Source organism: Cupriavidus sp. GW821-FHT07C08 (assembly GCF_059419025.1).
Genome location: NZ_JBWKQZ010000016.1, coordinates 148,733 through 171,631, shown reverse-complemented (window position 1 = coordinate 171,631; position 22,899 = coordinate 148,733). Strand labels below are relative to the sequence as shown.

Annotated in this window: 37 protein-coding genes; 36 read left to right on the top strand and 1 reads right to left on the bottom strand. The window is 63.9% G+C overall.

Features of this window, described 5'->3' with window-relative positions; translation table 11 throughout:
* Nucleotides 1-76, top strand: a 76-nt coding sequence (locus AC07UK_RS20875) for an EF-Tu C-terminal domain-related protein (protein ID WP_244008446.1), incomplete at its 5' end; no start/stop codon positions are given.
* A 78-nt stretch (nucleotides 77-154) separates the two neighbouring features.
* Complete coding sequence (gene rpsJ, locus AC07UK_RS20870) at nucleotides 155-463, top strand: 30S ribosomal protein S10 (protein ID WP_006160488.1); 309 nt, start codon at nucleotides 155-157, stop codon at nucleotides 461-463.
* Between the two features lie 131 nt (nucleotides 464-594).
* On the opposite strand, the gene AC07UK_RS20865 is transcribed toward rpsJ, so the two are convergent.
* Nucleotides 595-1,596, bottom strand: a complete 1,002-nt coding sequence (locus tag AC07UK_RS20865) for an AraC family transcriptional regulator (protein WP_494687171.1) — start codon at nucleotides 1,594-1,596, stop codon at nucleotides 595-597.
* Between the two features lie 284 nt (nucleotides 1,597-1,880).
* Between AC07UK_RS20865 and AC07UK_RS20860 the strand changes: the two genes are divergently transcribed.
* The 34 genes from AC07UK_RS20860 (at nucleotide 1,881) to dsbD (ending at nucleotide 22,879) form a co-directional block, all read left to right on the top strand.
* Nucleotides 1,881-3,110, top strand: coding sequence for a dienelactone hydrolase family protein (locus tag AC07UK_RS20860; protein ID WP_494687172.1), 1,230 nt, complete (start codon nucleotides 1,881-1,883; stop codon nucleotides 3,108-3,110).
* An 84-nt stretch (nucleotides 3,111-3,194) separates the two neighbouring features.
* Nucleotides 3,195-3,983 (top strand): SDR family oxidoreductase, encoded by a 789-nt coding sequence (locus tag AC07UK_RS20855; protein ID WP_494687173.1) that lies wholly within the window; start codon nucleotides 3,195-3,197, stop codon nucleotides 3,981-3,983.
* A gap of 31 nt (nucleotides 3,984-4,014) precedes the next feature.
* Nucleotides 4,015-5,256: a styrene monooxygenase/indole monooxygenase family protein gene (locus tag AC07UK_RS20850; protein WP_494687174.1), complete on the top strand. Its 1,242-nt coding sequence runs from the start codon at nucleotides 4,015-4,017 to the stop codon at nucleotides 5,254-5,256.
* Between the two features lies 1 nt (nucleotide 5,257).
* A complete protein-coding gene (locus tag AC07UK_RS20845) occupies nucleotides 5,258-5,758 on the top strand; it encodes a flavin reductase family protein (protein WP_436222845.1) in 501 nt (166 codons plus the stop codon).
* A 298-nt stretch (nucleotides 5,759-6,056) separates the two neighbouring features.
* Nucleotides 6,057-6,707, top strand: a complete 651-nt coding sequence (gene rplC, locus AC07UK_RS20840) for a 50S ribosomal protein L3 (protein ID WP_013958246.1) — start codon at nucleotides 6,057-6,059, stop codon at nucleotides 6,705-6,707.
* Between the two features lie 12 nt (nucleotides 6,708-6,719).
* Nucleotides 6,720-7,340, top strand: coding sequence for a 50S ribosomal protein L4 (rplD, locus tag AC07UK_RS20835; RefSeq protein WP_010812396.1), 621 nt, complete (start codon nucleotides 6,720-6,722; stop codon nucleotides 7,338-7,340).
* Entirely contained in the window at nucleotides 7,337-7,651 is a 315-nt protein-coding gene (gene rplW, locus AC07UK_RS20830) for a 50S ribosomal protein L23 (RefSeq protein WP_006576245.1), read from the top strand. Before rplD ends, rplW begins: the two co-directional genes overlap by 4 nt.
* 2 nt (nucleotides 7,652-7,653) lie before the next feature.
* Nucleotides 7,654-8,484, top strand: coding sequence for a 50S ribosomal protein L2 (gene rplB / locus AC07UK_RS20825; protein ID WP_013958245.1), 831 nt, complete (start codon nucleotides 7,654-7,656; stop codon nucleotides 8,482-8,484).
* Between the two features lie 22 nt (nucleotides 8,485-8,506).
* Nucleotides 8,507-8,782, top strand: a complete 276-nt coding sequence (rpsS, locus tag AC07UK_RS20820; RefSeq protein WP_010812394.1) for a 30S ribosomal protein S19 — start codon at nucleotides 8,507-8,509, stop codon at nucleotides 8,780-8,782.
* A gap of 9 nt (nucleotides 8,783-8,791) precedes the next feature.
* On the top strand, nucleotides 8,792-9,121 hold the full coding sequence (gene rplV, locus AC07UK_RS20815; protein ID WP_013958244.1) for a 50S ribosomal protein L22: 330 nt from the start codon (nucleotides 8,792-8,794) through the stop codon (nucleotides 9,119-9,121).
* 9 nt (nucleotides 9,122-9,130) lie between these two features.
* Nucleotides 9,131-9,931 carry a 30S ribosomal protein S3 gene (gene rpsC, locus AC07UK_RS20810; protein ID WP_013958243.1) on the top strand — a complete coding sequence of 267 codons (801 nt, stop codon included), beginning with the start codon at nucleotides 9,131-9,133 and terminating at the stop codon, nucleotides 9,929-9,931.
* Nucleotides 9,932-9,933: 2 nt separating this feature from the next.
* The gene (gene rplP / locus AC07UK_RS20805; RefSeq protein WP_013958242.1) at nucleotides 9,934-10,350 is read left to right on the top strand and encodes a 50S ribosomal protein L16; all 417 of its coding nucleotides are present in this window, start codon (nucleotides 9,934-9,936) and stop codon (nucleotides 10,348-10,350) included.
* Nucleotides 10,351-10,361: 11 nt separating this feature from the next.
* Complete coding sequence (rpmC, locus tag AC07UK_RS20800; RefSeq protein WP_010812390.1) at nucleotides 10,362-10,556, top strand: 50S ribosomal protein L29; 195 nt, start codon at nucleotides 10,362-10,364, stop codon at nucleotides 10,554-10,556.
* The gene (rpsQ, locus tag AC07UK_RS20795) at nucleotides 10,553-10,831 is read left to right on the top strand and encodes a 30S ribosomal protein S17 (protein WP_010812389.1); all 279 of its coding nucleotides are present in this window, start codon (nucleotides 10,553-10,555) and stop codon (nucleotides 10,829-10,831) included. Before rpmC ends, rpsQ begins: the two co-directional genes overlap by 4 nt.
* 279 nt (nucleotides 10,832-11,110) lie before the next feature.
* Complete coding sequence (rplN, locus tag AC07UK_RS20790) at nucleotides 11,111-11,479, top strand: 50S ribosomal protein L14 (RefSeq protein ID WP_010812388.1); 369 nt, start codon at nucleotides 11,111-11,113, stop codon at nucleotides 11,477-11,479.
* 9 nt (nucleotides 11,480-11,488) lie between these two features.
* A complete protein-coding gene (rplX, locus tag AC07UK_RS20785; protein WP_010812387.1) occupies nucleotides 11,489-11,797 on the top strand; it encodes a 50S ribosomal protein L24 in 309 nt (102 codons plus the stop codon).
* Nucleotides 11,798-11,822: 25 nt separating this feature from the next.
* Nucleotides 11,823-12,365: a 50S ribosomal protein L5 gene (rplE, locus tag AC07UK_RS20780; RefSeq protein WP_010812386.1), complete on the top strand. Its 543-nt coding sequence runs from the start codon at nucleotides 11,823-11,825 to the stop codon at nucleotides 12,363-12,365.
* Between the two features lie 9 nt (nucleotides 12,366-12,374).
* Complete coding sequence (gene rpsN, locus AC07UK_RS20775) at nucleotides 12,375-12,680, top strand: 30S ribosomal protein S14 (RefSeq protein WP_010812385.1); 306 nt, start codon at nucleotides 12,375-12,377, stop codon at nucleotides 12,678-12,680.
* A 27-nt stretch (nucleotides 12,681-12,707) separates the two neighbouring features.
* Nucleotides 12,708-13,103, top strand: a complete 396-nt coding sequence (gene rpsH, locus AC07UK_RS20770) for a 30S ribosomal protein S8 (RefSeq protein ID WP_010812384.1) — start codon at nucleotides 12,708-12,710, stop codon at nucleotides 13,101-13,103.
* Between the two features lie 10 nt (nucleotides 13,104-13,113).
* A complete protein-coding gene (gene rplF / locus AC07UK_RS20765; protein WP_010812383.1) occupies nucleotides 13,114-13,647 on the top strand; it encodes a 50S ribosomal protein L6 in 534 nt (177 codons plus the stop codon).
* Nucleotides 13,648-13,658: 11 nt separating this feature from the next.
* Nucleotides 13,659-14,015: a 50S ribosomal protein L18 gene (gene rplR / locus AC07UK_RS20760; RefSeq protein WP_010812382.1), complete on the top strand. Its 357-nt coding sequence runs from the start codon at nucleotides 13,659-13,661 to the stop codon at nucleotides 14,013-14,015.
* Between the two features lie 21 nt (nucleotides 14,016-14,036).
* Complete coding sequence (gene rpsE, locus AC07UK_RS20755; protein WP_006160449.1) at nucleotides 14,037-14,555, top strand: 30S ribosomal protein S5; 519 nt, start codon at nucleotides 14,037-14,039, stop codon at nucleotides 14,553-14,555.
* Nucleotides 14,556-14,565: 10 nt separating this feature from the next.
* On the top strand, nucleotides 14,566-14,748 hold the full coding sequence (gene rpmD / locus AC07UK_RS20750) for a 50S ribosomal protein L30 (protein ID WP_010812381.1): 183 nt from the start codon (nucleotides 14,566-14,568) through the stop codon (nucleotides 14,746-14,748).
* 22 nt (nucleotides 14,749-14,770) lie between these two features.
* Nucleotides 14,771-15,205: a 50S ribosomal protein L15 gene (gene rplO / locus AC07UK_RS20745; RefSeq protein WP_010812380.1), complete on the top strand. Its 435-nt coding sequence runs from the start codon at nucleotides 14,771-14,773 to the stop codon at nucleotides 15,203-15,205.
* A 44-nt stretch (nucleotides 15,206-15,249) separates the two neighbouring features.
* On the top strand, nucleotides 15,250-16,593 hold the full coding sequence (gene secY, locus AC07UK_RS20740) for a preprotein translocase subunit SecY (protein WP_013958241.1): 1,344 nt from the start codon (nucleotides 15,250-15,252) through the stop codon (nucleotides 16,591-16,593).
* Nucleotides 16,594-16,616: 23 nt separating this feature from the next.
* On the top strand, nucleotides 16,617-16,835 hold the full coding sequence (gene infA, locus AC07UK_RS20735) for a translation initiation factor IF-1 (RefSeq protein ID WP_010812378.1): 219 nt from the start codon (nucleotides 16,617-16,619) through the stop codon (nucleotides 16,833-16,835).
* 30 nt (nucleotides 16,836-16,865) lie between these two features.
* Nucleotides 16,866-16,982 (top strand): 50S ribosomal protein L36, encoded by a 117-nt coding sequence (gene rpmJ, locus AC07UK_RS20730; protein ID WP_008642959.1) that lies wholly within the window; start codon nucleotides 16,866-16,868, stop codon nucleotides 16,980-16,982.
* 19 nt (nucleotides 16,983-17,001) lie between these two features.
* Complete coding sequence (gene rpsM / locus AC07UK_RS20725) at nucleotides 17,002-17,367, top strand: 30S ribosomal protein S13 (RefSeq protein ID WP_010812377.1); 366 nt, start codon at nucleotides 17,002-17,004, stop codon at nucleotides 17,365-17,367.
* Between the two features lie 24 nt (nucleotides 17,368-17,391).
* On the top strand, nucleotides 17,392-17,790 hold the full coding sequence (gene rpsK, locus AC07UK_RS20720; protein WP_010812376.1) for a 30S ribosomal protein S11: 399 nt from the start codon (nucleotides 17,392-17,394) through the stop codon (nucleotides 17,788-17,790).
* Nucleotides 17,791-18,092: 302 nt separating this feature from the next.
* Nucleotides 18,093-18,716, top strand: a complete 624-nt coding sequence (gene rpsD / locus AC07UK_RS20715; RefSeq protein ID WP_013958240.1) for a 30S ribosomal protein S4 — start codon at nucleotides 18,093-18,095, stop codon at nucleotides 18,714-18,716.
* A 167-nt stretch (nucleotides 18,717-18,883) separates the two neighbouring features.
* The gene (locus AC07UK_RS20710; RefSeq protein WP_010812374.1) at nucleotides 18,884-19,864 is read left to right on the top strand and encodes a DNA-directed RNA polymerase subunit alpha; all 981 of its coding nucleotides are present in this window, start codon (nucleotides 18,884-18,886) and stop codon (nucleotides 19,862-19,864) included.
* A gap of 135 nt (nucleotides 19,865-19,999) precedes the next feature.
* On the top strand, nucleotides 20,000-20,395 hold the full coding sequence (rplQ, locus tag AC07UK_RS20705; protein WP_010812373.1) for a 50S ribosomal protein L17: 396 nt from the start codon (nucleotides 20,000-20,002) through the stop codon (nucleotides 20,393-20,395).
* Nucleotides 20,396-20,515: 120 nt separating this feature from the next.
* Nucleotides 20,516-20,899 (top strand): divalent-cation tolerance protein CutA, encoded by a 384-nt coding sequence (cutA, locus tag AC07UK_RS20700; protein WP_013958239.1) that lies wholly within the window; start codon nucleotides 20,516-20,518, stop codon nucleotides 20,897-20,899.
* Between the two features lie 72 nt (nucleotides 20,900-20,971).
* Nucleotides 20,972-22,879 carry a protein-disulfide reductase DsbD gene (gene dsbD, locus AC07UK_RS20695; RefSeq protein WP_436222844.1) on the top strand — a complete coding sequence of 636 codons (1,908 nt, stop codon included), beginning with the start codon at nucleotides 20,972-20,974 and terminating at the stop codon, nucleotides 22,877-22,879.
* The last annotated feature ends 20 nt before the right edge of the window (nucleotides 22,880-22,899 follow it).

Sequence of the window (22,899 nt, the reverse complement as noted above, 5' to 3'; positions counted from 1 at the left end):
AGAAGGCCTGCGCTTCGCTATCCGTGAAGGCGGCCGTACCGTCGGCGCCGGCGTCGTGGCAAAGATCCTCGACTAAGCACTTCCTGGGACATGCCTGTCGGGCATGTCCCCATTCAACGGGCACGTTGCCCAATCGCTCTTTTAAGGAAATATCATGCAGAACCAGAAGATCCGTATCCGCCTGAAGGCTTTCGACTACCGCCTGATCGACCAGTCGGCTGCTGAAATCGTGGATACCGCCAAGCGTACCGGCGCGATCGTCAAGGGCCCGGTGCCCCTGCCGACCCGCATCCAGCGCTTCGACATCCTGCGTTCGCCGCACGTCAACAAGACCAGCCGCGATCAGTTCGAGATCCGCACGCACCAGCGCCTGATGGACATCGTCGACCCGACCGACAAGACGGTTGACGCGCTGATGAAGCTCGACCTGCCGGCAGGCGTGGACGTCGAGATCAAGGTGTAACCATGTTTTGGGCTGCGTTAGTGGCCTGATGCAGAAAAAGCGGCGAACCGGATGGTTCGCCGTTTTTGTTTCCGGCGGCGGCTCGCGGTGCCGCAGGTTTGCTCCCCTCTCATGCCGATACAGATCGGCGATCAGCCCGCCTCACGTCGTCGCAGCGTCTGCGCCGGACATTCCCCGAACGCGCGCCGGTATTCCGCGCTGAAGCGCCCCAGGTGCGCGAAGCCCCAGCGCAATGCAGCCGCGCTGACCGACGTCACTGACGCGTTGTTCAACAGGTCATGCCGCACCCGCTCCAGCCTTACCGTGCGCAGGTAGGCCATCGGCCCCGTACCACGATGCTCGCGGAAGCCCGCAAACAGGCTGCGTACGCTGACGCCGGCGACCTCCGCCAGCAAGGCCGGTGTCAGCTCCGCCGCGGCGTTTGCGTGAATGTACTCCTCCACCACTTTCACATGGCGCGGTGCCAGCGGCTTGCCGTGCTCGCGCAATGCATCCGACAGGCTGTGCGGCTGCCACGTCAGCAGCGTGCCGATCACCAGCTGTTCCAACTGGCAGGCGGTCAGCGGATGGCGCGCGGTCTCGGGCGCGGTCTCCAGCATCGCGGCGAGATAGCGCATCAGTTCGTACCAGGCGCCGCTGCGCCAGGCCATGCCGAGCGCGAAGCGCAGCGGCTGCTCGGGGCGCCGGCCCAGGTGGGCGGCGCAGACGCGTTCCAGCGCACTGCGTTCGATGCGCACGATCAGCTGGTCGTTGTCGGCGCTCCAGCGCATGGCCAGCGCATCGCTGGGCGTCAGCACCGAAGCGCAGTCGGGCGTGGAAACGATGTGCTGGTCGCCGCAGCGGATCTCGGCCTGTCCTTGCAGCGGCATCTGCACCAGCAGGAAGTCGCCGAGCGGGCCGGGGTCGATGGTGACGTCGGCGCCGTAGGCCAGGCGGTTGAACGAGACCGCGCCAAGCGGCGCATGATGCATGCGTGCCTGCAAGCGGGTGCCGCGTATCTCGAGCCGGTGCGGCTTGAACACGCGCCCGACGGCGGCGCGCGTCTCGGCCAGGTCGGTCGAGGCGAACACGCACCGGGCGGGATCGCCGAGCAGGGCGCTCGCCAGCGGTCCGGCGGCGGGGGGCAGCTGCATTGTCTCGCTCCTCTGGCGGGGCCGCGGCGCTGCCGGTGACCGTGCGCGCCGCTGGTTCCGGGGCCGGCCCGGCATGACGGCCGGGCACGGTTTCCCACGCGATCCACTATAGCGGATGGCCCCGCTGTCAGCGCTGCGGCGTTGACCGAGTCCGAAGTTTCCTGCACTAATCGGATAGCCGCTGCGTCCAGCGGCTAGTTTGCTGCGGTGCGGAGCCACCATCATGGAAGCCAGCACGGCAGTCCCACCAGATACCGGAAAGAGAACGACAAGGAGCGCAGGCCATGGGCCAGACCATCCAGATCCAGACCCCCGAAGGCAGTTTCAGCGGTTATCTCGCCACCCCGGCGGGAGGCAAGGGCCCGGGCATCGTGCTGTGCCAGGAGATCTTCGGCGTCAACGCGACCATGCGGCAGGTGGCGGACTACTACGCCGAGGAGGGCTATACGGTGCTGGTGCCCGACCTGTTCTGGCGCATCGCGCCCGGGATCGAGCTGACCGACCGCGGCGAGGACTTCCAGCGGGCGCTGGGCCTGTACCAGCAGTTCGACGAAGCCACGGGCGTGCAGGATGTGGGCGCCGCGCTTGAGGCACTGCGCGCGCGGCCGGAATGCGTTGGTCAGACCGGCGTGCTGGGCTTCTGCCTGGGCGGCAAGCTGGCCTACCTGGCGGCCTGCCGGCTGCCCGACGTGGCCTCCGCGGTGGCGTACTACGGCGTGGGCATCGAGCACGCGCTGGGCGAGGCCGCCAACGTGCGCGGCCGCCTGGTGCTGCATATCGCCGAGAAAGACGGATTCTGCCCGCCGCAGGCCCAGGTTGCGATCCGCGAAGCCCTGGCCGGGCGCGAGAACATCGAGGTCTACGTCTACGCCGGCGTAGACCATGCCTTTGCACGCACGGGCGGCGAGCACTTCGACAAGCCCTCGGCGCTGATGGCGCACCAGCGCTCGATAGCTGCGCTGCGCGGCGAGATGGGGCCGCATTACGATTTCTCTGCGCTGTGGGACAAGCACTGCGAGTATGAATTCGCCACCCGCGATGTCGACGCCACCATGGCGACGATGGTGCCGCAGCCCTATGTGAACCATATCCCGACCATGACCGGCGGCGTCTGCTACGCGCAGCTGCGGCGCTTCTACCAGCACCATTTCGTGCACAGCAATCCGCCCGACACCACGCTGATCCCGCTGTCGCGCACGGTCGGGGCCACGCAGATCGTCGACGAGATGCTGTTCTGCTTCACGCATACCTGCGAGATCGACTGGATGCTGCCCGGCGTGCCGCCCACCGGCAAGCGCGTGGAGATCCCGCTGATCGCCATCGTCAAGTTCCGCGGCGACAAGCTGTACCACGAGCATATCTACTGGGACCAGGCCAGCGTGCTGGTGCAGATCGGCAAGCTGGACCCGGCGGGTTTGCCGGTGGCGGGCGTGGAGACCGCGCGCAAGCTGCTGGACGAGACGCTGCCGTCGAACACGCTGATGGCGCGCTGGCAGCAGAGCGAAGGCAAGTAGGCAGCGCTGCGGCATCGATCCGGAACGGGCCCGCAGAGGCCCGCCCGCAACCATCGCCGGCGATTGCCGGCACAGGAGACAAGCATGAAAGGACTGCAGGGCAAGGTGGTCCTTGTCACCGGCGGCGCCACGCTGATCGGCGCCGGCGTGGCGCGGGCCTTTGTCGAGGCCGGCGCGCGCGTGGCGATCTTCGATATCGATGCCGCCAACGGCGAGCGCGTGGCCGCGGGGCTGGGAGCGAACGCGCTCTTCATCGCCACCGACATCACGCGCGACGAGCAGGTCCGCGATGCCGTGGCGCAGGTGGTGCAGCGCTTTGGCGGCGTGGACTGCCTGGTCAACCTGGCCAGCACCTATCTCGATGACGGCTTCCGTTCGAATCGTGCCGACTGGCTGGCGGCGCTCGACGTCAACGTGGTGTCGGGCGTGATGCTGGCGCAGGCGGTGCATCCGCACATGCGGGCGCGCGGCGGCGGTGCGATCGTCAATTTCACCAGTATCTCGGCCAACGTGGCGCAGACCGGGCGCTGGCTCTATCCGGTGTCGAAAGCCGCCATCGCGCAGCTGACACGCAGCATGGCGATGGACCTGGCGCCGGACCGCATCCGCGTCAACGCGGTGTCGCCGGGCTGGACCTGGTGCCGGCTGATGGACGAGGTCAGCGGCGGCAACCGCGCCCGCACCGATGCGGTGGCCGCGCCGTTCCACCTGCTGGGCCGCGTCGGCGAGCCCGATGAAGTAGCCCAGGTGGTGCTCTTCCTCTGTTCCGACCATGCCAGCTTCGTCACCGGTGCCGACTATGCCGTCGACGGCGGCTATTCCGCCATGGGGCCGGAGCAGAATGTGCCCGCCATCGGCAAGCTGGCCGGCTGAGCGCCGCCGAACGACCCTTCAGGAGAAAATCATGAGCCAACGCATCGCCATCGTCGGAGCCGGCCAGTCAGGCCTGCAAATGGCCCTCGGGCTGCAAGCCAACGGCTACCGGGTCACGTTGCTGTCCAACCGGACACCCGAGCAGATCCGCGGCGGCAAAGTCATGTCCAGCCAGTGCATGTTCGACTGCGCGCTGCAGGCCGAGCGCGAACTCGGGCTGAACTGGTGGGACGATGCCTGCCCGCCGGTGGAGGGCATCGGCCTGGCCGTGCCGCATCCCGAGCAGGCCGGTGCCCGCGCGATCGACTGGGCCGCGCCGCTGGACCGCCCGGCGCAGGCGGTGGACCAGCGCCTGAAGATGCCGGCGTGGATGGAGGCCTTCGTTGCACGCGGCGGCGACCTGCGCATTGCCGATGTCGGCCTGGACGAGCTGGAGGACCTGACCCGCGAGCATGACCTCGTGCTGCTGGCCGCCGGCAAGGGCGAGATCGTCAGCCGCTTCGAGCGCGATGCCTCCCGCAGCCCCTTCGACAAGCCGCAGCGCGCGCTGGCGCTGACCTATGTGACCGGCATGGAGCCGCGCACGCCGTTCTCGCGGGTTTGCTTCAACCTGATCCCGGGCGTGGGCGAGTACTTCGTCTTCCCCGCGCTGACGCTGTCCGGGCCGTGCGAGATCATGGTGTTCGAAGGTATCCCGGGCGGCCCGATGGACCGCTGGGCCGAGGCGGGCACGCCGGCGCAGCACCTGGCCGAAAGCCTGCGCATCCTGCAGACCTACCTGCCATTGGAGGCCGAGCGCTGCGAGCGGGTCGCGCTGACCGACGACAACGGCATCCTTGCCGGGCGCTTCGCGCCAACGGTGCGCAAGCCGGTGCTGACACTGCCATCCGGGCGGCTGGTGTTCGGAATGGCCGATGCCGTGGTGGTCAACGACCCGATCACGGGGCAGGGTTCGAACAACGCCGCCAAATGCAGCAAGATCTATCTCGATGCGATCCTGGCTCGCGGCGACCAGCCCTTCGACCAGGCCTGGATGGGGCGCACCTTTGACCAGTACTGGCAGTACGCGGGCGACGTGGTGGCGTGGACCAACTCGCTGCTGACCCCGCCGCCGCCGCATATCCTGGCGCTGCTGGGCGCAGCGGGCCAGGCGCCGGCACTGGCCGCGCGCATCGCCAACGGCTTCGACAATCCGCCGGACTACTTCCCGTGGTGGCTGGATCCGCAGGCATGCCACCAGCTGATCAACCAGTACGTCGCCGAGGCCACCTGACATGCACGCTGCCACGCCTGCCGCTTCCGTCCCTGATCCCCGCGAACTGCGCCGGGTTTGCGGCCGCTATGCCACCGGCGTGGCCGTCATCGGCGCCTGCGGGGCGCAGGGCCGGCCCGTCGGCCTGACCGTGAACTCGTTTGCCTCGCTGTCGCTGGCGCCGCCGCTGATCCTGTGGAGCCTGGCGATGCACTCGCCGAATGCGGGCCTGTTCGTGCCCGGCGCGCCTTTCGGTGTCAGCATCCTGCGCGCGGGCCATGGCGAACTGGCGCGCCGCTTCGCGACCCCGGCGGCGGACAAGTTCGCGGGCGTCGCCCACCGGCGCTGCGAGCGCGGCGTGCCCTACCTGGACGAGGCGCTGGCGACGCTGGCCTGCCGCGTGGAGCGGGCCGACCCGGTGGGCGATCACCTGCTGATCGTCGGCGCCGTCGAGGCGTTCGACGCGGGGGAGGGCGAACCGCTGGTATTCTATGGCGGCGATTTCGTGCGCATCGCCGCCTGAGCAGACCTCTCTGCATGCGCTTCACGGCGCTTTATCTGCCCGTCGTCGCCTCCACACCACACCCCAAGCCACGCAAGCGCCACTGCTGCGGCCTGCCTGCCTACAACACTGCAGGCGAATCCGCAATTCATATTGCCCTTTCCAAACCGCTGCGATATAGTGTAAGGCTACCCGTTTCCTCGGGTAGTGGGCTGGCCACTTTGGCCGCGCGCAGTCTTCTTTAGCGCAAGTCCACAGCAAACACAGTTTTCGTGTATCAATCAGCCCCGGCCAATCGCAGCTGGGAATGGAGCAAACCATGAGCCTTGGCCTTGTAGGTCGCAAGGTTGGCATGACCCGTATTTTCACGGACGACGGTGATTCGATTCCCGTTACCGTGGTCGAGGTCGGCGACAACCGCGTGACGCAAATCAAGACGGACGAGACCGACGGTTATACCGCGGTTCAAGTCACCTTCGGCGCACGACGCGCAAGCCGCGTTACCAAGCCGCTGGCGGGTCATCTCGCCAAAGCCGGCGTGGAAGCCGGCGAAATCATCCGCGAATTCCGTATCGATGCAGCCAAGGCTGCCGAACTGCAAGCTGGCGGTTCGCTGTCGGTCGACCTGTTCGAAGTCGGTCAGAAGATCGACGTGCAGGGCGTGTCGATCGGTAAGGGCTACGCCGGTACCATCAAGCGTTATCACTTCGCCTCCGGCCGTGCCACCCACGGTAACTCGCGCTCGCACAACGTGCCGGGCTCGATCGGTATGGCGCAGGATCCGGGCCGCGTGTTCCCGGGCAAGCGCATGACCGGTCACCTGGGCGATGTCACCCGCACCGTGCAGAACCTGGAAATCGCCAAGATCGACGCAGAGCGCAAGCTGCTGCTGGTCAAGGGTGCCATTCCCGGCTCCAAGGGCGGCAAGGTCATCGTCACCCCGGCCGTCAAGGCCAAAGCCAAAGCTTAAGGAGCGCATGTAATGGAACTCAAGCTCCTCCAGGACAATGGCCAGATCGGCGCGGGCGTTGACGCTTCGCCCGAAGTGTTCGGCCGTGACTACAACGAAGCCCTCGTTCACCAGATCGTCGTCGCTTACCAGGCCAACGCTCGCAGCGGTAACCGTAAGCAGAAGGATCGTGAAGAGGTCAAGCACACGACCAAGAAGCCGTGGCGCCAGAAGGGTACGGGCCGTGCTCGTGCCGGTATGTCTTCCTCGCCGCTGTGGCGCGGGGGCGGCCGTATCTTCCCGAATTCGCCGGAAGAGAACTTCACCCAGAAGGTCAACAAGAAGATGTTCCGTGCCGGCATGCGCTCGATTTACTCGCAGCTCGCACGTGAAGGCCGTATCAATGTGGTGGACGGTTTCACTGTCGACGCGCCCAAGACCAAGCTCTTGGCCGACAAGTTCAAGGCCATGGGCCTGGACTCGGTGCTGATCATCACCGACAGCCTCGACGAAAACCTCTACCTGGCTTCGCGCAACCTGCCGCACGTGGCAGTTGTCGAGCCGCGCCAGGCTGATCCGCTGTCGCTCGTGCACTACAAGAAGGTGCTGGTGACCAAGGCAGCCGTCGCGCAGATCGAGGAGTTGCTGAAATGACGCAAGTAGCCAAGAACGATCATCGTTTGATGCAGGTGCTGCTCGCGCCGGTGGTTTCCGAAAAGGCAACCCTGGTCGCCGACAAGAATGAACAAGTCGTGTTCGAAGTGGCCCGCGATGCCAACAAGGCAGAAGTGAAGGCCGCCGTCGAACTGCTGTTCAAGGTCGAGGTGCAGTCCGTTCAGATCCTGAACCAGAAGGGCAAGCAGAAGCGTTTTGGCCGTTTCATGGGGCGTCGCAACCACGTGAAGAAGGCCTACGTTTCGCTGAAGCCGGGTCAGGAAATCAATTTTGAAGCGGAGGCCAAGTAATCATGGCACTCGTCAAGACCAAGCCGACTTCCCCGGGTCGTCGCTCGATGGTGAAGGTGGTCAACAAGGACCTTCACAAGGGCGCCCCGCACGCTCCGCTGCTGGAAAAGCAATTCCAGAAGTCGGGCCGTAACAACAATGGTCATATCACCACCCGCCACAAGGGCGGTGGTCATAAGCACCACTACCGCGTGGTCGACTTCAAGCGTAACGACAAGGACGGCATCCCCGCCAAGGTCGAACGCCTGGAATACGATCCGAACCGCAGCGCCAATATTGCGCTGGTGCTGTTCGCCGACGGCGAGCGCCGCTACATCATCGCCACCAAGGGCATGGTTGCCGGTCAGCAACTGCTGAACGGCTCGGAAGCGCCGATCAAGGCCGGCAACAACCTGCCGATCCGCAACATTCCGGTCGGTACCACGATCAACAACGTGGAAATGCTGCCGGGCAAGGGTTCGCAGATCGCACGTGCTGCCGGCGGTTCCGCCGTGCTGCTGGCTCGTGAAGGCCTGTACGCCCAGGTTCGCCTGCGCTCCGGTGAAGTGCGCCGCGTGCACATCGAGTGCCGCGCCACCATCGGTGAAGTGGGCAACGAAGAGCACAGCCTGCGTGTCATCGGCAAGGCCGGTGCCACCCGCTGGCGCGGTATCCGCCCGACGGTGCGTGGTGTCGTGATGAACCCGGTGGATCACCCGCACGGTGGTGGTGAAGGCAAGACCGCCGCTGGTCGCGATCCGGTTTCGCCGTGGGGTACCCCGGCCAAGGGTTACCGTACCCGCAGCAACAAGCGCACGGACAGCATGATCGTCCAGAAGCGCCACAAGCGTTAATCGGTAGGTAGGAGCTAAAGATATGACTCGTTCCGCTAAAAAGGGTCCGTTCTGCGACGCCCACCTGCTGAAGAAGGTGGAAGTCGCCTCGAGCGGCAAGGACAAGAAGCCCATCAAGACTTGGTCGCGTCGCTCGACCATTCTGCCGGAGTTCATTGGCCTGACGATCGCCGTTCACAACGGCCGTCAACACGTGCCGGTGTACGTTACGGAAAACATGGTTGGCCACAAGCTCGGTGAATTTGCGATTACCCGCACGTTCAAGGGCCACGCGGCTGACAAGAAAGCGAAGAGGTAAGGTGCCATCATGGAAGTGAAAGCGATTCATCGCGGTGCCCGCATCTCCGCCCAGAAGACGCGCCTGGTCGCTGACCAGATCCGTGGTCTGCCGATCGAGCGCGCGCTCAATGTCCTGCAGTTCAGCCCGAAAAAGGCTGCCGGGATCGTGAAGAAGGTGGTCGAATCGGCCATCGCCAACGCTGAGCACAACGAAGGCGCCGACATCGACGAACTGAAGGTCAAATCGATCTTCGTCGACAAGGCAACCTCGCTCAAGCGCTTCACCGCACGGGCGAAGGGCCGCGGCAACCGCATCGAGAAACAAACCTGTCACATCACTGTGACGCTCGGCAACTAAGGAGTCACGATGGGACAGAAGATTCATCCGACTGGCTTCCGCCTGGCTGTCAGCCGTAACTGGGCTTCGCGCTGGTACGCCAGCAACACGAAGTTCGCCGGCATGCTGAAGGAAGACATCGAAGTTCGGGACTTCCTGAAGAAGAAGCTGAAGAACGCATCGGTTGGCCGCGTCGTGATCGAGCGCCCCGCCCGCAATGCACGCATCACCATTTACAGCTCGCGTCCGGGCGTGGTGATCGGCAAGAAGGGTGAGGACATCGAACTGCTCAAGGCTGAACTGCAGCGTCGCATGGGCGTGCCCGTGCACGTGAACATCGAGGAAATCCGCAAGCCGGAAACCGATGCTCAGCTGATCGCCGACTCGATCACCCAGCAGCTCGAGCGCCGCATCATGTTCCGCCGCGCCATGAAGCGCGCGATGCAGAACGCGATGCGCCTCGGTGCCCAGGGTATCAAGATCATGAGCGCCGGCCGTCTGAACGGTATCGAAATCGCACGTACCGAGTGGTACCGCGAAGGCCGTGTGCCCCTGCACACCCTGCGCGCCGACATCGACTATGGTTTCTCCGAAGCAGAAACCACCTACGGCATCATCGGTGTCAAGGTGTGGGTCTACAAGGGTGATCACCTCGGCCGCAACGACGCGCCGGTGGTGGAAGAGCCGCAAGACGACCGTCGTCGTCGCCCGGGTCGTCCGGAAGGCCGCCGCCGTGAAGGCGAAGGCCGCCCGGGTGGCAACCGTCGCGGTGGCGCCGGTGCAGGTGCCGGTCGCCGCGGTGCGCCTGGCGATGCGAAGAGTGGAGAATAACGATGCTGCAACCTAAGCGCAGAAAATACCGCAAGGAGCAGAAGGGCCGCAACACGGGTAAGGCTACCCGTGGTAACGCCGTGTCTTTCGGCGAATTCGGCCTGAAGGCCATGGGCCGTGGCCGCCTGACGGCTCGTCAGATCGAGTCGGCACGTCGTGCGATGACCCGCCACATCAAGCGTGGCGGCCGCATCTGGATCCGGATTTTCCCGGACAAGCCGATCTCGAAGAAGCCTGCCGAAGTCCGTATGGGTAACGGTAAGGGCAATCCGGAGTACTACGTGGCTGAAATCCAGCCGGGTAAGATGCTGTACGAAATGGATGGCGTGACCGAAGACCTGGCGCGTGAGGCGTTCCGCCTCGCAGCCGCCAAGCTGCCGATCGCCACCAATTTCGTGGTGCGCCAGGTCGGGACGTAAGGAGAGCAGGGATGAAAGCATCCGAACTTCGCGGCAAGGACGCCGCCGGGCTGAACCAGGAGCTCTCCGAGCTGCTGAAGGCCCAATTTAGCCTGCGCATGCAAAAGGCGACCCAACAGCTGCAGAACACCAGCCAGCTGAAGAAGGTTCGCAAGGACATCGCGCGTGTGCAAACCGTGCTGACTCAAAAGGCAAACGCGAAATGACTGAAGCTGCACAAACGGAAAAGTCGCTTCGCCGTACCCTGGTCGGCCGTGTCGTGAGCGACAAGATGGACAAGACCGTTACGGTCTTGGTGGAAAACCGCGTCAAGCATCCTCTGTACGGCAAGTACGTGCTGCGTTCGAAGAAGTACCACGCACACGACGAAGCCAACCAGTACAAGGAAGGCGACAAGGTCGAGATCCAGGAAGGCCGTCCGCTGTCGCGGACCAAGTCCTGGGTGGTTTCCCGGCTGGTAGAGGCTGCACGCGTCATCTAAGAACAACACGTTCTTAGCTTGACTTGCAAGTCCAGGATTATGTAGCTATAATCCTGGACTTCCGCTTTGTTGCGTTCGCCTTTGCAGTACCACCCGGGCGGGCCTGTGAAGCGAGCCAGGGCCGAGCGGCCTCAGCAAGTTGTTGAGATCGCCTGGTTCCTACCGACTTCAAAGTTGATCAACCCATACGGAGCTGGCGCAATGCCGGAGCCGACGGGACCAAGACTGACCGATGGGCGCTTTTTGCACCTGACGGATTAAGTTGGGAAGACAAACACCATGATTCAGACAGAAAGCCGGCTCGAAGTAGCCGATAACACTGGTGCGCGCGAAGTGCTGTGCATCAAGGTGCTGGGTGGCTCCAAGCGCCGCTACGCAAGCGTTGGCGACATCATCAAGGTGACCGTCAAGGACGCAGCGCCGCGCGGTCGCGTGAAGAAGGGCGACATCTACAACGCCGTCGTCGTGCGTACCGCCAAGGGCGTGCGCCGCGCTGACGGTTCGCTGATCAAGTTCGACGGCAACGCCGCCGTCCTGCTGAACAACAAGCTCGAGCCGATCGGCACCCGTATCTTCGGGCCGGTGACTCGTGAACTCCGTACCGAGCGCTTCATGAAGATCGTGTCGCTCGCTCCGGAAGTGCTGTAAGGAGCCGCCATGAACAAGATTCGCAAAGGCGACGAAGTCATTGTGCTGACCGGCAAGGACAAGGGCAAGCGCGGTACCGTGCAAGCCGTCCTGGGCGACAAGGTTGCGGTGCAAGGCGTGAACATCGCCAAGAAGCATGCCCGCCCGAACCCGATGCTGGGCACTACCGGTGGTGTGGTCGACAAGGTCATGCCCCTGCATATTTCCAACGTTGCGCTCGTGGATGCCAATGGCAAGCCGTCGCGCGTCGGCATCAAGGTGGAAGACGGCAAGCGTGTGCGCGTGCTGAAGACCACCGGCGCCGTCGTGGCAGCTTGATTCTGGGCACGTATAGGAGTTGAGCATGGCAGCACGTCTGCAAGAGTTTTACAAAGAACAGGTTGTGCCGAAACTGATCGAACAGTTCGGCTACAAGTCGGTCATGGAAGTGCCGCGCATCACCAAGATCACCCTGAACATGGGTCTTGGCGAAGCCATCAATGACAAGAAGATCATTGAGAACGCCGTGGGCGACCTGACCAAGATCGCCGGTCAGAAGCCGGTCGTGACGAAGGCCAAGAAGGCTATCGCCGGCTTCAAGATCCGTCAGGGCTACCCCATCGGTGCGATGGTGACCCTGCGCGGCGAGCGCATGTTCGAATTCCTCGATCGTTTCGTTACCGTGGCCCTGCCGCGCGTGCGTGACTTCCGTGGTGTGTCGGGCCGGTCGTTCGACGGTCGTGGCAACTACAACATCGGTGTGAAAGAGCAGATCATTTTCCCCGAAATCGAGTACGACAAGATCGACGCACTGCGTGGTCTGAACATCAGCATCACGACGACGGCAAAGAACGACGAGGAAGCCAAGGCACTCCTCGGTGCGTTCAAGTTCCCGTTCCGCAATTAAGGGGTAACCGTGGCTAAACTGGCTCTGATTGAACGTGAGAAGAAGCGCGCCAAGCTGGTGGCGAAGTATGCCGCCAAGCGCGCCAACCTCAAGGCCATTATTGACGACCAAGAAAAGTCGGAAGAAGAGCGTTACAGCGCGCGTCTCGAGCTGCAACAGCTCCCGCGCAACGCGAACCCGACTCGCCAGCGTAACCGCTGCGCGATCACCGGTCGTCCCCGCGGTACCTTCCGCAAGTTTGGCCTGGCGCGTAACAAGATCCGCGAAATCGCCTTCAAGGGCGAAATCCCGGGTCTGACGAAAGCCAGCTGGTAATTACGCACAGGCTACAGGAGAAACAGTATGAGCATGAGCGATCCTATCGCCGATATGCTGACGCGCATCCGCAACGCCCAGGGCGTGCAGAAAGCGTCGGTTGTCATGCCGTCGTCGAAGCTGAAAGTGGCAATCGCCAAGGTCCTGAAGGACGAAGGCTACATCGACGATTACGCCGTCCAGGAAGATGGCGGTAAGGCACAACTGAGCATCGGCCTGAAGTACTACGCCGGCCGTCCGGTCATCGAGCGCATTGAGCGCGTCTCGAAGCCCGGCCTGCGCGTGTACAAGGGCCGCAGCGACATCCCGCAAGTGATGAACGGCCTGGGTGTGGCGATCATTTCGACCCCGCAGGGTCTGATGACCGACCGCAAGGCTCGCGCCACTGGCGTGGGCGGCGAAGTTCTCTGCTACGTCGCTTAAGGAGAGAACCATGTCCCGTGTAGGTAAGGCTCCCATCGCGCTCCCCAAGGGCGCGGAAGTGAACGTGGCGGCTGGCGTGCTCTCCGTAAAGGGCCCGCTCGGTACGCTGTCGCAGCCGATTCACAGCCTGGTCAAGGTCAATGTCGAAAACGACACGCTGACCTTCAGCCCGGCTGACGAATCGCGTGAAGCAAACGCTCTGCAGGGCACGATGCGTGCTCTGGTGGCCAACATGGTCAAGGGCGTAACCACCGGTTTCGAGCGCAAGCTGAACCTCGTCGGCGTGGGCTATCGTGCCCAGCTGCAAGGCGCTGCGCTGAAGCTCCAGCTTGGTTTCTCGCACGACGTGATCCATGAGATGCCGGAAGGCGTGAAGGCGGAAACGCCGACGCAGACCGAGATCATCATCAAGGGTGCGGACAAGCAGAAAGTCGGTCAGGTTGCCGCGGAAGTCCGCGCGTACCGCCCGCCTGAGCCCTACAAGGGCAAGGGTGTGCGTTACTCGGACGAGCGCGTCATCCTGAAGGAAACCAAGAAGAAGTAAGGGGTGCAATGATGAACAAGAAAGACGCTCGTTTGCGCCGTGCACGTCAGACCCGCGCCAAGATCGCGGAGATGAAAGTCAATCGTCTGACCGTGTTCCGTACGAATTCGCATATTTACGCCCAGGTTTTCTCGGAGTGCGGCACCAAGGTGCTGGCTTCCGCGTCGACCGCAGAGGTGGAAGTGCGCAAGGAACTGGATGGCAAGGGCGCTACCGCCGCTGCCGCCACTGTGGTTGGCAAGCGCATCGCCGAAAAGGCGAAGGCTGCCGGCGTGGAAACCGTCGCGTTCGATCGCGCCGGCTTCCGTTTCCATGGCCGCGTTAAGGCCCTGGCAGACGCCGCCCGCGAAGCCGGCCTGAAGTTCTAAGCGCATAGAGAGAGATACGTCATGGCAAAGATGCAAGCAAAAGTCCAACAGGACGAACGCGACGACGGCCTCCGCGAGAAGATGATCTCGGTCAACCGCGTCACCAAGGTGGTGAAGGGTGGCCGGATTCTCGGTTTCGCTGCGCTGACCGTGGTTGGTGACGGCGATGGCCGCATCGGCATGGGCAAGGGCAAGGCTAAGGAAGTGCCGGTTGCTGTTCAGAAGGCAATGGACGAAGCCCGTCGCAAGATGGTCAAGGTCTCGCTGAAGAACGGCACGCTGCAACACGAAGTCGTTGGCAAGCACGGCGCCGCCAAGGTGCTGATGATGCCCGCCAAGGAAGGTACCGGCGTGATCGCCGGCGGCCCGATGCGCGCGATCTTCGAAGTGATGGGCGTCACCAACGTGGTGACCAAGTCGCACGGTTCCACCAACCCGTACAACATGGTTCGCGCCACGCTGGACGGCCTTCAGAAGATGAGCACGCCGGGCGAAATCGCCGCCAAGCGTGGCAAGTCGGTCGAAGACATCCTGGGTTAAGGTGAACGCAATGTCGCAGAAAACCGTAAAAGTGCAACTCGTGCGCAGCCTGATCGGCACGCGCGAGGATCATCGCGCCACTGTTCGTGGCCTGGGCCTGCGCCGCATCAACTCGGTGTCGGAGCTGCAGGACACGCCCGCTGTGCGCGGCATGATCAACAAGGTCTCGTACCTGGTCAAGGTTCTGGCCTGATACCGGGAACTCGGAGAGCAAGATGCAACTGAACAACCTGAAACCGGCCGCCGGTTCGAAGCACGCCAAGCGTCGCGTCGGCCGCGGTATCGGCTCCGGCCTGGGCAAGACTGCCGGTCGCGGCCACAAGGGTCAGAAGTCGCGTTCGGGCGGCTTCCACAAGGTGGGCTTCGAAGGCGGTCAAATGCCGCTGTATCGTCGTCTGCCCAAGCGCGGCTTCACCTCGCTGACCAAGGCGTTCAACGCCGAAGTCACGCTGCGTGACATCGAGCGCCTGGAAGCGGCCGAAGTCGACCTGCTGGTCCTGAAGCAAGCTGGCCTGGTGGGCGAGCTGGTCAAGAGCGCCAAGGTCATCAAGGCTGGCGAGCTGACCCGCAAGGTGACGATCAAGGGTCTGGGCGCCACCGCTGGCGCCAAGGCCGCGATCGAAGCCGCCGGCGGCCAGATCGCAGCCTGATACGGCATTTATCGCAGCATAGGCAGTCATAGTCGGAGCATCGTTTGGCCACGGCGAAACCCAATGCAAGCGCGCAAGCCAGGAACACGGCGAAGTACGGCGACCTCAAGCGCCGGCTGATGTTCCTGGTGCTGGCCCTGATCGTGTACCGCATCGGCGCTCATATTCCGGTGCCCGGTATCGATCCGGAGCAGCTTGCGAAGCTTTTCCAGAGTCAGTCAGGTGGCATCCTCGGGATGTTCAACCTGTTCTCGGGCGGGGCGCTGTCGCGCTTTACCGTCTTCGCGCTCGGCATCATGCCGTACATCTCGGCGTCGATCATCATGCAGTTGCTGACGATCGTGCTGCCGCAGCTGGAAGCGCTGAAGAAGGAAGGGCAGGCAGGGCAACGCAAGATCACGCAGTACACGCGCTACGGCACGGTGGTCCTGGCCACGTTCCAGGCGCTGTCGATTGCGGTGGCGCTGGAGTCGCAGCCTGGGCTGGTGCTGGATCCGGGCCTGATGTTCCGGGCCACGGCGGTGATTACGCTGGTGACCGGCACGATGTTCCTGATGTGGCTGGGTGAGCAGATCACCGAGCGTGGTCTGGGCAACGGCATCTCGATCATCATCTTTGGCGGTATCGCGGCGGGCCTGCCCAACGCGATCGGCGGACTGTTCGAACTGGTCCGCACGGGTTCCATGAGCATCATCGCGGCGATCTTCATCGTGGCGATCGTGATCGGTGTGACCTTCGCCGTGGTGTTTGTCGAGCGGGGCCAGCGCAAGATCCTGGTGAACTATGCCAAGCGTCAGGTCGGCAACAAGGTGTACGGCGGCCAGTCGTCGCACCTGCCGCTGAAGCTGAACATGGCAGGGGTGATTCCGCCGATCTTCGCATCGTCGATCATCCTGTTCCCGGCGACGATTGCAGGCTGGTTCACGTCCCAGTCGACGGGTGCGGTTGGCCGGTTCGTCAAGGACCTGGCTGCCACGCTGTCGCCGGGCCAGCCGGTCTACATCCTGCTGTACGCTGCTGCGATTGTATTTTTCTGCTTCTTCTATACGGCCCTGGTGTACAACAGCCGTGAAGTGGCAGACAACCTGAAGAAAAGCGGTGCCTTCATTCCGGGCATTCGTCCGGGCGAGCAGACGACGCGCTATATCGACAAGATTCTGGTGCGCCTGACGCTGGCTGGTGCGGTCTATATCACACTGGTCTGCCTGTTGCCGGAATTCCTGGTGCTGCGGTGGAACGTTCCGTTCTACTTTGGCGGAACCTCGCTGCTGATCATCGTGGTCGTCACGATGGACTTCATGGCTCAGGTTCAGTCTTACGTGATGTCGCAGCAATATGAGTCGCTGCTGAAGAAGGCGAATTTCAAGGGCAATCTGACCTTGCGCTGACTTCGGATCGGTACAGGCTAGGTATGGCAAAAGACGACGTCATCCAGATGCAGGGGGAGGTCCTGGAAAACCTGCCCAATGCGACGTTCCGGGTCAAGCTGGAGAATGGCCACGTAGTACTGGGCCATATCTCCGGCAAGATGCGAATGAACTACATCCGGATTCTTCCGGGTGACAAGGTGACGGTCGAGCTGACCCCATATGATCTGTCGCGCGCACGAATCGTCTTCCGGACGAAGTGAGCGAACAGGAATTGAAGGAAGAGGAAAATTATGAAAGTGCTGGCTTCTGTTAAGCGCATTTGCCGCAACTGCAAAATCATCAAGCGCAACGGTGTCGTGCGCGTGATCTGCTCGTCGGATCCCCGCCACAAGCAACGCCAAGGCTAATCGGAAAGAGGATTGACGAATGGCACGTATCGCAGGGGTTAACATCCCGAACCACAAGCACACCGAAATCGGCCTGACGGCCATTTATGGTGTCGGCCGCTCGCGCGCTCGCAAGATTTGCGAGGCCACCGGTGTACCGTTTGACAAGAAGGTCAAGGATCTGACCGACGCCGACCTGGAAAAGCTTCGTGACGAAGTGGGCAAGGTCACGGTCGAGGGTGACCTGCGTCGTGAAACCACGATGAACATCAAGCGTCTGATGGACCTTGGTTGCTATCGTGGCATGCGTCACCGCAAGGGCCTGCCCATGCGCGGCCAGCGTACCCGGACCAATGCCCGCACCCGCAAGGGTCCGCGCAAGGCCGGCGTGGCTCTGAAGAAGTAAAGCCGAAGGCAGAGGAAGAAACTAATGGCAAAAGGTCCGAATAACGCCGCTCGCGCGCGTAAAAAGGTCAAGAAGAACGTTGCCGACGGCATTGCGCACGTCCACGCCTCGTTCAACAACACCATCATCACGATCACCGACCGCCAGGGCAACGCCCTGTCGTGGGCGACCGCCGGTGGCCAGGGCTTCAAGGGTTCGCGCAAGTCGACCCCGTTCGCTGCCCAGGTCGCTGCCGAGAACGCCGGCCGCGTGGCGCAAGACCAGGGCATCAAGAACCTGGAAGTGCGCATCAAGGGCCCGGGCCCGGGTCGTGAATCGGCTGTCCGCGCGCTGAACGCGCTGGGCATCAAGATCGCGATCATCGAAGACGTCACGCCGATTCCGCACAACGGCTGCCGTCCGCCGAAGCGCCGCCGCATCTGAGCGTTGGTGTGTCCGGGCCCGGCGGGTTTACCTGCCGGATCCGGATATGGTAGTATCGCGCGCTGACCTGCTGCATTTTAATGCGGCAGGTTTTCGTTTTGCGTCGAGGGAATGTCTCTTACGGCACATTTCCATGCCGGCGCACTGAAAATGCTTGCAGCGTCGTTCCCGGCAACGGGACGCGCTTAATAAGCCCACCGTCCGTCACGGTCTCCCGGGTGCAGAAATGCACTGCGGAAGCACTGCGTTGGCGGACTCGCGGCGCGTCTTGAAGGCGTCGCGATCGATCAAAGGAAGACAACGTGGCACGTTATACCGGCCCGAAGGCCAAACTTTCCCGCCGTGAAGGCACCGACCTGTTCCTGAAGAGCGCCCGCCGCTCGCTCGCCGACAAGTGCAAGCTGGACAGCAAGCCCGGCCAGCACGGCCGTACCTCGGGTGCCCGCACCTCCGACTACGGCAACCAGCTGCGTGAAAAGCAGAAGGTCAAGCGCATCTACGGTGTGCTCGAGCGCCAGTTCCGCCGCTACTTCGCCGAAGCCGACCGCCGCAAGGGCAACACCGGCGAAAACCTGCTGCAACTGCTGGAATCGCGCCTGGACAACGTCGTGTACCGCATGGGCTTTGGCTCGACCCGCGCTGAAGCGCGCCAGCTGGTGTCGCACAAGGCGATCCTGGTGAACGGTCAGACCCTGAACGTGCCGTCGGCCCAGATCAAGTCTGGCGACGTCGTCACCATCCGCGAACAGTCGAAGAAGCAAGTCCGTATCGCTGAATCGCTGTCGCTGGCCGAGCAGTCGGGCTTCCCGACCTGGGTGGCGGTGGATTCGAAGAAGTTCGAAGGCACCTTCAAGCAAGTACCGGATCGCGCCGATATCTCGGGCGACATCAACGAAAGCCTGATCGTCGAACTGTACTCGCGTTAATCACGCGAGCGGAACGGCCCAGAGCTTGCGTTCGCCGCAAAGCTTCCCTTTCAGCCCGACGCGCTGTATGCGCGGTCGGGCTTCGCCCATCTCGCGATGGGATTTTCAGGTTCCAAACGTCAGCCTTATCGGTGTAACGAGCCGAGGGTATTGAAAAGGACAACCTAATGCAAACAGCACTCCTCAAGCCAAAAATCATCGCCGTCGAGCCTCTGGGCGACCATCACGCCAAAGTCGTGATGGAGCCGTTCGAGCGCGGCTACGGCCATACGCTCGGTAACGCCCTGCGTCGCGTGCTGCTGTCGTCGATGGTCGGCTATGCACCGACCGAAGTCACGATCGCTGGGGTGGTCCACGAGTATTCCACCATCGACGGCGTGCAGGAAGACGTCGTCAACCTGCTGCTCAACCTGAAGGGCGTGGTGTTCAAGCTGCACAACCGCGACGAAGTCACGGTGTCGCTGCGCAAGGATGGCGAAGGCGTGGTCACGGCTGCCGATATCGAACTGCCGCACGACGTCGAGATCATCAACCCGAACCACGTGATCGCCCATCTGTCCGCCGGCGGCAAGCTGGACATGCAGATCAAGGTCGAGCAAGGCCGCGGCTATGTGCCGGGCAACGTGCGCAAGTTCGGCGACGAGTCGGGCAAGGTCATCGGCCGCATCGTGCTGGACGCTTCGTTCTCGCCGGTGCGCCGCGTGTCGTACGCCGTTGAATCCGCTCGCGTGGAACAGCGTACCGACCTGGACAAGCTGGTGATGAACATCGAAACCGACGGCGTGATCTCGCCCGAGGAAGCGATCCGCCAGTCGGCCCGCATCCTGGTCGACCAGCTGTCCGTGTTCGCCGCGCTGGAAGGCACCGAGTCGGCAGCCGAAGCTGCATCGAGCCGCACGCCGCAGATCGATCCGATCCTGCTGCGCCCGGTCGACGACCTGGAGCTGACGGTGCGTTCGGCCAACTGCCTGAAGGCCGAAAACATCTACTACATCGGCGACCTGATCCAGCGTACCGAGAACGAACTGCTCAAGACCCCGAACCTGGGTCGCAAGTCGCTCAACGAGATCAAGGAAGTCCTCGCCTCGCGTGGCCTGACCCTCGGCATGAAGCTCGAGAACTGGCCGCCCGCAGGTCTGGAGAAGTAATTGTGGCGCGGGGCACTTGTCCCGCACCGCGGTAACCGCCCTGGCTTCGGCCGGGGCTCGTATGACTACCGGCCCGCGTCCAGCCGCATCGGACGATAGAAGAGCTGGTCAAACACTTAACTGAAAGGAATCATCATGCGTCACCGTCATGGTCTGCGGAAACTGAACCGCACCTCGTCGCACCGTCTCGCGATGCTGCGCAACATGTCCAACTCGCTGTTCCAGCACGAGCTGATCAAGACCACCGTGCCCAAGGCCAAGGAACTGCGCAAGGTTGTCGAGCCGCTGATCACGCTGGCCAAGAAGGACACCGTTGCCAACCGCCGCCTGGCTTTCGCCCGCCTGCGCGACCGCGACATGGTCACCAAGCTGTTCACCGAACTGGGCCCGCGCTACGCCACCCGTCCGGGCGGCTACACCCGCATCCTGAAGTTCGGCTTCCGTCAGGGCGACAACGCGCCGATGGCGCTGGTCGAACTGGTGGATCGCCCGGAAATCACCGAAGCCCCGGCTGAAGAAGCCGCGGAATAAGGTAGTTTCCCGCCCGCCGCTGCGGCGACGGGTTCGGGCACACCGCTTACAATCGAGCCAGGCTTCTGCCTGGCTCTTTTGTTTTTGGGCCGCCGCCGTGCCTGCCGCGAGGAGATGTCGATGCAAAGCCATGCCAGCCAGCCGGATGCCGGCGCCCCGGGCGATCCGGCCGAGGTGATCGTGGTGATCACCAATACCCCCGATGCCGAGACCGCGGCGCACCTGTCGCAGGTAGTGCTGCAGGCGCGCGCCGCCGCCTGCGTGAACCGCCTGGCGCCGGTCGAGTCCGAGTACTGGTGGCAGGGCAAGCTGGAGCGCGCGCAGGAGTGGCCACTGCTGATCAAGACCACGCGTGCACGCTACGCTGCGCTGGAGGCCGTGATCCGGCAACATCACCCCTATGACGTGCCGGAGCTCATCGCCTGGCCGGTGACGGCGGGTTACGCGCCGTACCTGGCCTGGGTCCGCAGCGAGACCGAGACCGCCGCAGCGCCGGCAAAGTAGGGGCAACGGCGCCCACAGCGCAGCAGCAGGTACGCAGGTAACCCCGGTTCAAGACAGACAGGAAACAGCGACATGAACATCGGTTTGGCACTTCCGGAGCGCGCGCGCGGGCAGGACTGGGCGCGGCATATTGCCGCAGCGCTGCTGGCGGCATTGGCCTGGGTGTGCCTGGCGGGCGGCGCGCATGCCGCCACCGAAGACGACTTCCTGCCGCCGGAGCAGGCCTTCCGCTTCGCCGCGAGCCAGCTTGACGACAAGACGGTCGAGGTGCGCTTCGAGGTTGCGCCCGGCTACTACATGTACCGCGAACGCTTCGCCTTTGCCGCGCAGCCCGCGGACGTAAAGCTGGGAACGCCGGTGTATCCGCACGGCAAGGTCAAGTTCGACGAGACCTTCGGCAAGGAGATGGAGACCTACCGCGACAGCGTGGTCATCCGTGTGCCGGTGGACGCGGCGCCGGCCGACGGCAAGTGGTCGCTGACGGTCACTTCGCAGGGCTGCGCCGACAAGGGCCTGTGCTATCCGCCGATGGAGAGCGTGTACAAGGTCGGCAGCAGCGGGCTGGCCGACCTGTTCGGCAAGCGCGGGCGCTCGGACGCGCCCGCGGCGGCGCTGGCGCCGGAGCCGGCCACGCCCGGCGCGGCGGCGGTGCTGCGCGCCGACGACAGCGACCGCATCGCCGGCGCGCTGGCGAGCCGCAACCTGGCCCTGATCGCGGCGCTGTTCTTCGGCCTGGGCCTGCTGCTGACGTTCACCCCCTGCGTGTTGCCGATGGTGCCGATCCTGTCCTCCATCGTGGTGGGCGAGCACGTCACGCGCGGCCGTGCGCTGCTGGTGTCGCTGGCCTACGTGCTGGGCATGGCTGTGGTGTACACCGCGGTCGGCGTGGCTGCCGGGCTGCTGGGCGAGGGCCTGTCGGCCGCGCTGCAGACACCGTGGGTGCTGGGCCTGTTCGCGGCGCTGATGGTGGCGCTGGCGCTCTCGATGTTCGGGCTGTACGAACTGCAACTGCCGCGGCGCTGGCAGACCCGCCTGACAGAATCGTCGAACCGACGCCAAGGCGGCCAGGTGGCGGGTGCGGCGGCGATGGGCGCGATCTCGGCGCTGATCGTCGGACCCTGCGTCACCGCGCCGCTGGCCGGGGCGCTGGCCTATATCGCGCAATCCCGCGATGCCGTGATCGGCGGTGCGGCGCTGTTCGCCATGGCGCTCGGCATGGGCGTGCCGCTGGTGCTGGTGGGCGTGGGCGCGGGCAACCTGCTGCCGCGGGCCGGGCGCTGGATGGAGGTCACCAAGCGCTTCTTCGGCTTCCTGCTGCTGGGCGTGGCGCTGTGGATGCTGGGGCCGGTGCTGCCGGCCTGGGCCTCGATGCTGGCGCTGGCGGCGCTGCTGCTGGTGGCGGCGGTATTCCTGGGCGCCTTTGACGGCCTGGGCCCGGATCCGCGCAACCTGGCGCGGGTGGGCAAGGGCGTGGGCGTGCTGTTTGCGATCGCAGCGGCGATCGTGCTGATTGGCGTGGCCTCGGGCGGGCGCGATCCGCTGCAGCCGTTGTCGCACCTGAGCGTGGCACGCAGTGGCGCAGGAGCCTCTTCTGGCGCGCAGACGGTGCGCTTCGAGCGCGTGCGCAGCGTGGCCGAACTCGATGCCCGCGTGGCGCAGGCCGCGGCCGCAGGCAAGCCGGTGCTGCTGGATTTCTACGCCGACTGGTGCGTCAGCTGCAAGGAAATGGAGCGCATGACCTTCGTCGATCCGCGCGTGCGCGCGCGGCTGTCGGAGATCGTGCTGCTGCAGGCGGACGTGACCGCCAACAATGCCGACGACAAGGCGCTGCTCAAGCGCTTCGGCCTGTTCGGGCCGCCCGGCATCATCCTGTTTGGCCCGGATGGCCGCGAGCGCCCGGTGCGCGTGATCGGCTACCAGTCGGCCAACCGCTTCCTGGAAAGCCTGGAGCGGGCCTTCGGCACGCGTACCAGTACCTGAGGCGTACCTGGCGCTGCGCT

Bases quoted from the DNA above. Each gene is read 5' to 3' on its own strand.
- rpsK (WP_010812376.1), top strand. From the start codon at position 17,392: ATGGCAAAAGGTCCGAATAACGCCGCTCGCGCGCGTAAAAAGGTCAAG.
- rplW (WP_006576245.1), top strand. From the start codon at position 7,337: ATGACGCAAGTAGCCAAGAACGATCATCGTTTGATGCAGGTGCTGCTC.
- AC07UK_RS20855 (WP_494687173.1), top strand. From the start codon at position 3,195: ATGAAAGGACTGCAGGGCAAGGTGGTCCTTGTCACCGGCGGCGCCACG.
- rplV (WP_013958244.1), top strand. From the start codon at position 8,792: ATGGAAGTGAAAGCGATTCATCGCGGTGCCCGCATCTCCGCCCAGAAG.
- rpsM (WP_010812377.1), top strand. From the start codon at position 17,002: ATGGCACGTATCGCAGGGGTTAACATCCCGAACCACAAGCACACCGAA.
- rpsQ (WP_010812389.1), top strand. From the start codon at position 10,553: ATGACTGAAGCTGCACAAACGGAAAAGTCGCTTCGCCGTACCCTGGTC.
- rplQ (WP_010812373.1), top strand. From the start codon at position 20,000: ATGCGTCACCGTCATGGTCTGCGGAAACTGAACCGCACCTCGTCGCAC.
- AC07UK_RS20865 (WP_494687171.1), bottom strand. From the start codon at position 1,596: ATGCAGCTGCCCCCCGCCGCCGGACCGCTGGCGAGCGCCCTGCTCGGC.
- rplO (WP_010812380.1), top strand. From the start codon at position 14,771: ATGCAACTGAACAACCTGAAACCGGCCGCCGGTTCGAAGCACGCCAAG.
- AC07UK_RS20710 (WP_010812374.1), top strand. From the start codon at position 18,884: ATGCAAACAGCACTCCTCAAGCCAAAAATCATCGCCGTCGAGCCTCTG.
- AC07UK_RS20845 (WP_436222845.1), top strand. From the start codon at position 5,258: ATGCACGCTGCCACGCCTGCCGCTTCCGTCCCTGATCCCCGCGAACTG.
- rplP (WP_013958242.1), top strand. From the start codon at position 9,934: ATGCTGCAACCTAAGCGCAGAAAATACCGCAAGGAGCAGAAGGGCCGC.
- rpsJ (WP_006160488.1), top strand. From the start codon at position 155: ATGCAGAACCAGAAGATCCGTATCCGCCTGAAGGCTTTCGACTACCGC.
- dsbD (WP_436222844.1), top strand. From the start codon at position 20,972: ATGAACATCGGTTTGGCACTTCCGGAGCGCGCGCGCGGGCAGGACTGG.
- rpmC (WP_010812390.1), top strand. From the start codon at position 10,362: ATGAAAGCATCCGAACTTCGCGGCAAGGACGCCGCCGGGCTGAACCAG.
- rpsE (WP_006160449.1), top strand. From the start codon at position 14,037: ATGGCAAAGATGCAAGCAAAAGTCCAACAGGACGAACGCGACGACGGC.
- rpsH (WP_010812384.1), top strand. From the start codon at position 12,708: ATGAGCATGAGCGATCCTATCGCCGATATGCTGACGCGCATCCGCAAC.
- rplR (WP_010812382.1), top strand. From the start codon at position 13,659: ATGAACAAGAAAGACGCTCGTTTGCGCCGTGCACGTCAGACCCGCGCC.
- rplD (WP_010812396.1), top strand. From the start codon at position 6,720: ATGGAACTCAAGCTCCTCCAGGACAATGGCCAGATCGGCGCGGGCGTT.
- cutA (WP_013958239.1), top strand. From the start codon at position 20,516: ATGCAAAGCCATGCCAGCCAGCCGGATGCCGGCGCCCCGGGCGATCCG.
- rpmJ (WP_008642959.1), top strand. From the start codon at position 16,866: ATGAAAGTGCTGGCTTCTGTTAAGCGCATTTGCCGCAACTGCAAAATC.
- rplE (WP_010812386.1), top strand. From the start codon at position 11,823: ATGGCAGCACGTCTGCAAGAGTTTTACAAAGAACAGGTTGTGCCGAAA.
- rpsS (WP_010812394.1), top strand. From the start codon at position 8,507: ATGACTCGTTCCGCTAAAAAGGGTCCGTTCTGCGACGCCCACCTGCTG.
- rplF (WP_010812383.1), top strand. From the start codon at position 13,114: ATGTCCCGTGTAGGTAAGGCTCCCATCGCGCTCCCCAAGGGCGCGGAA.
- rplX (WP_010812387.1), top strand. From the start codon at position 11,489: ATGAACAAGATTCGCAAAGGCGACGAAGTCATTGTGCTGACCGGCAAG.
- rpmD (WP_010812381.1), top strand. From the start codon at position 14,566: ATGTCGCAGAAAACCGTAAAAGTGCAACTCGTGCGCAGCCTGATCGGC.
- rpsC (WP_013958243.1), top strand. From the start codon at position 9,131: ATGGGACAGAAGATTCATCCGACTGGCTTCCGCCTGGCTGTCAGCCGT.
- infA (WP_010812378.1), top strand. From the start codon at position 16,617: ATGGCAAAAGACGACGTCATCCAGATGCAGGGGGAGGTCCTGGAAAAC.
- rplC (WP_013958246.1), top strand. From the start codon at position 6,057: ATGAGCCTTGGCCTTGTAGGTCGCAAGGTTGGCATGACCCGTATTTTC.
- rplB (WP_013958245.1), top strand. From the start codon at position 7,654: ATGGCACTCGTCAAGACCAAGCCGACTTCCCCGGGTCGTCGCTCGATG.
- rplN (WP_010812388.1), top strand. From the start codon at position 11,111: ATGATTCAGACAGAAAGCCGGCTCGAAGTAGCCGATAACACTGGTGCG.
- AC07UK_RS20860 (WP_494687172.1), top strand. From the start codon at position 1,881: ATGGGCCAGACCATCCAGATCCAGACCCCCGAAGGCAGTTTCAGCGGT.
- AC07UK_RS20850 (WP_494687174.1), top strand. From the start codon at position 4,015: ATGAGCCAACGCATCGCCATCGTCGGAGCCGGCCAGTCAGGCCTGCAA.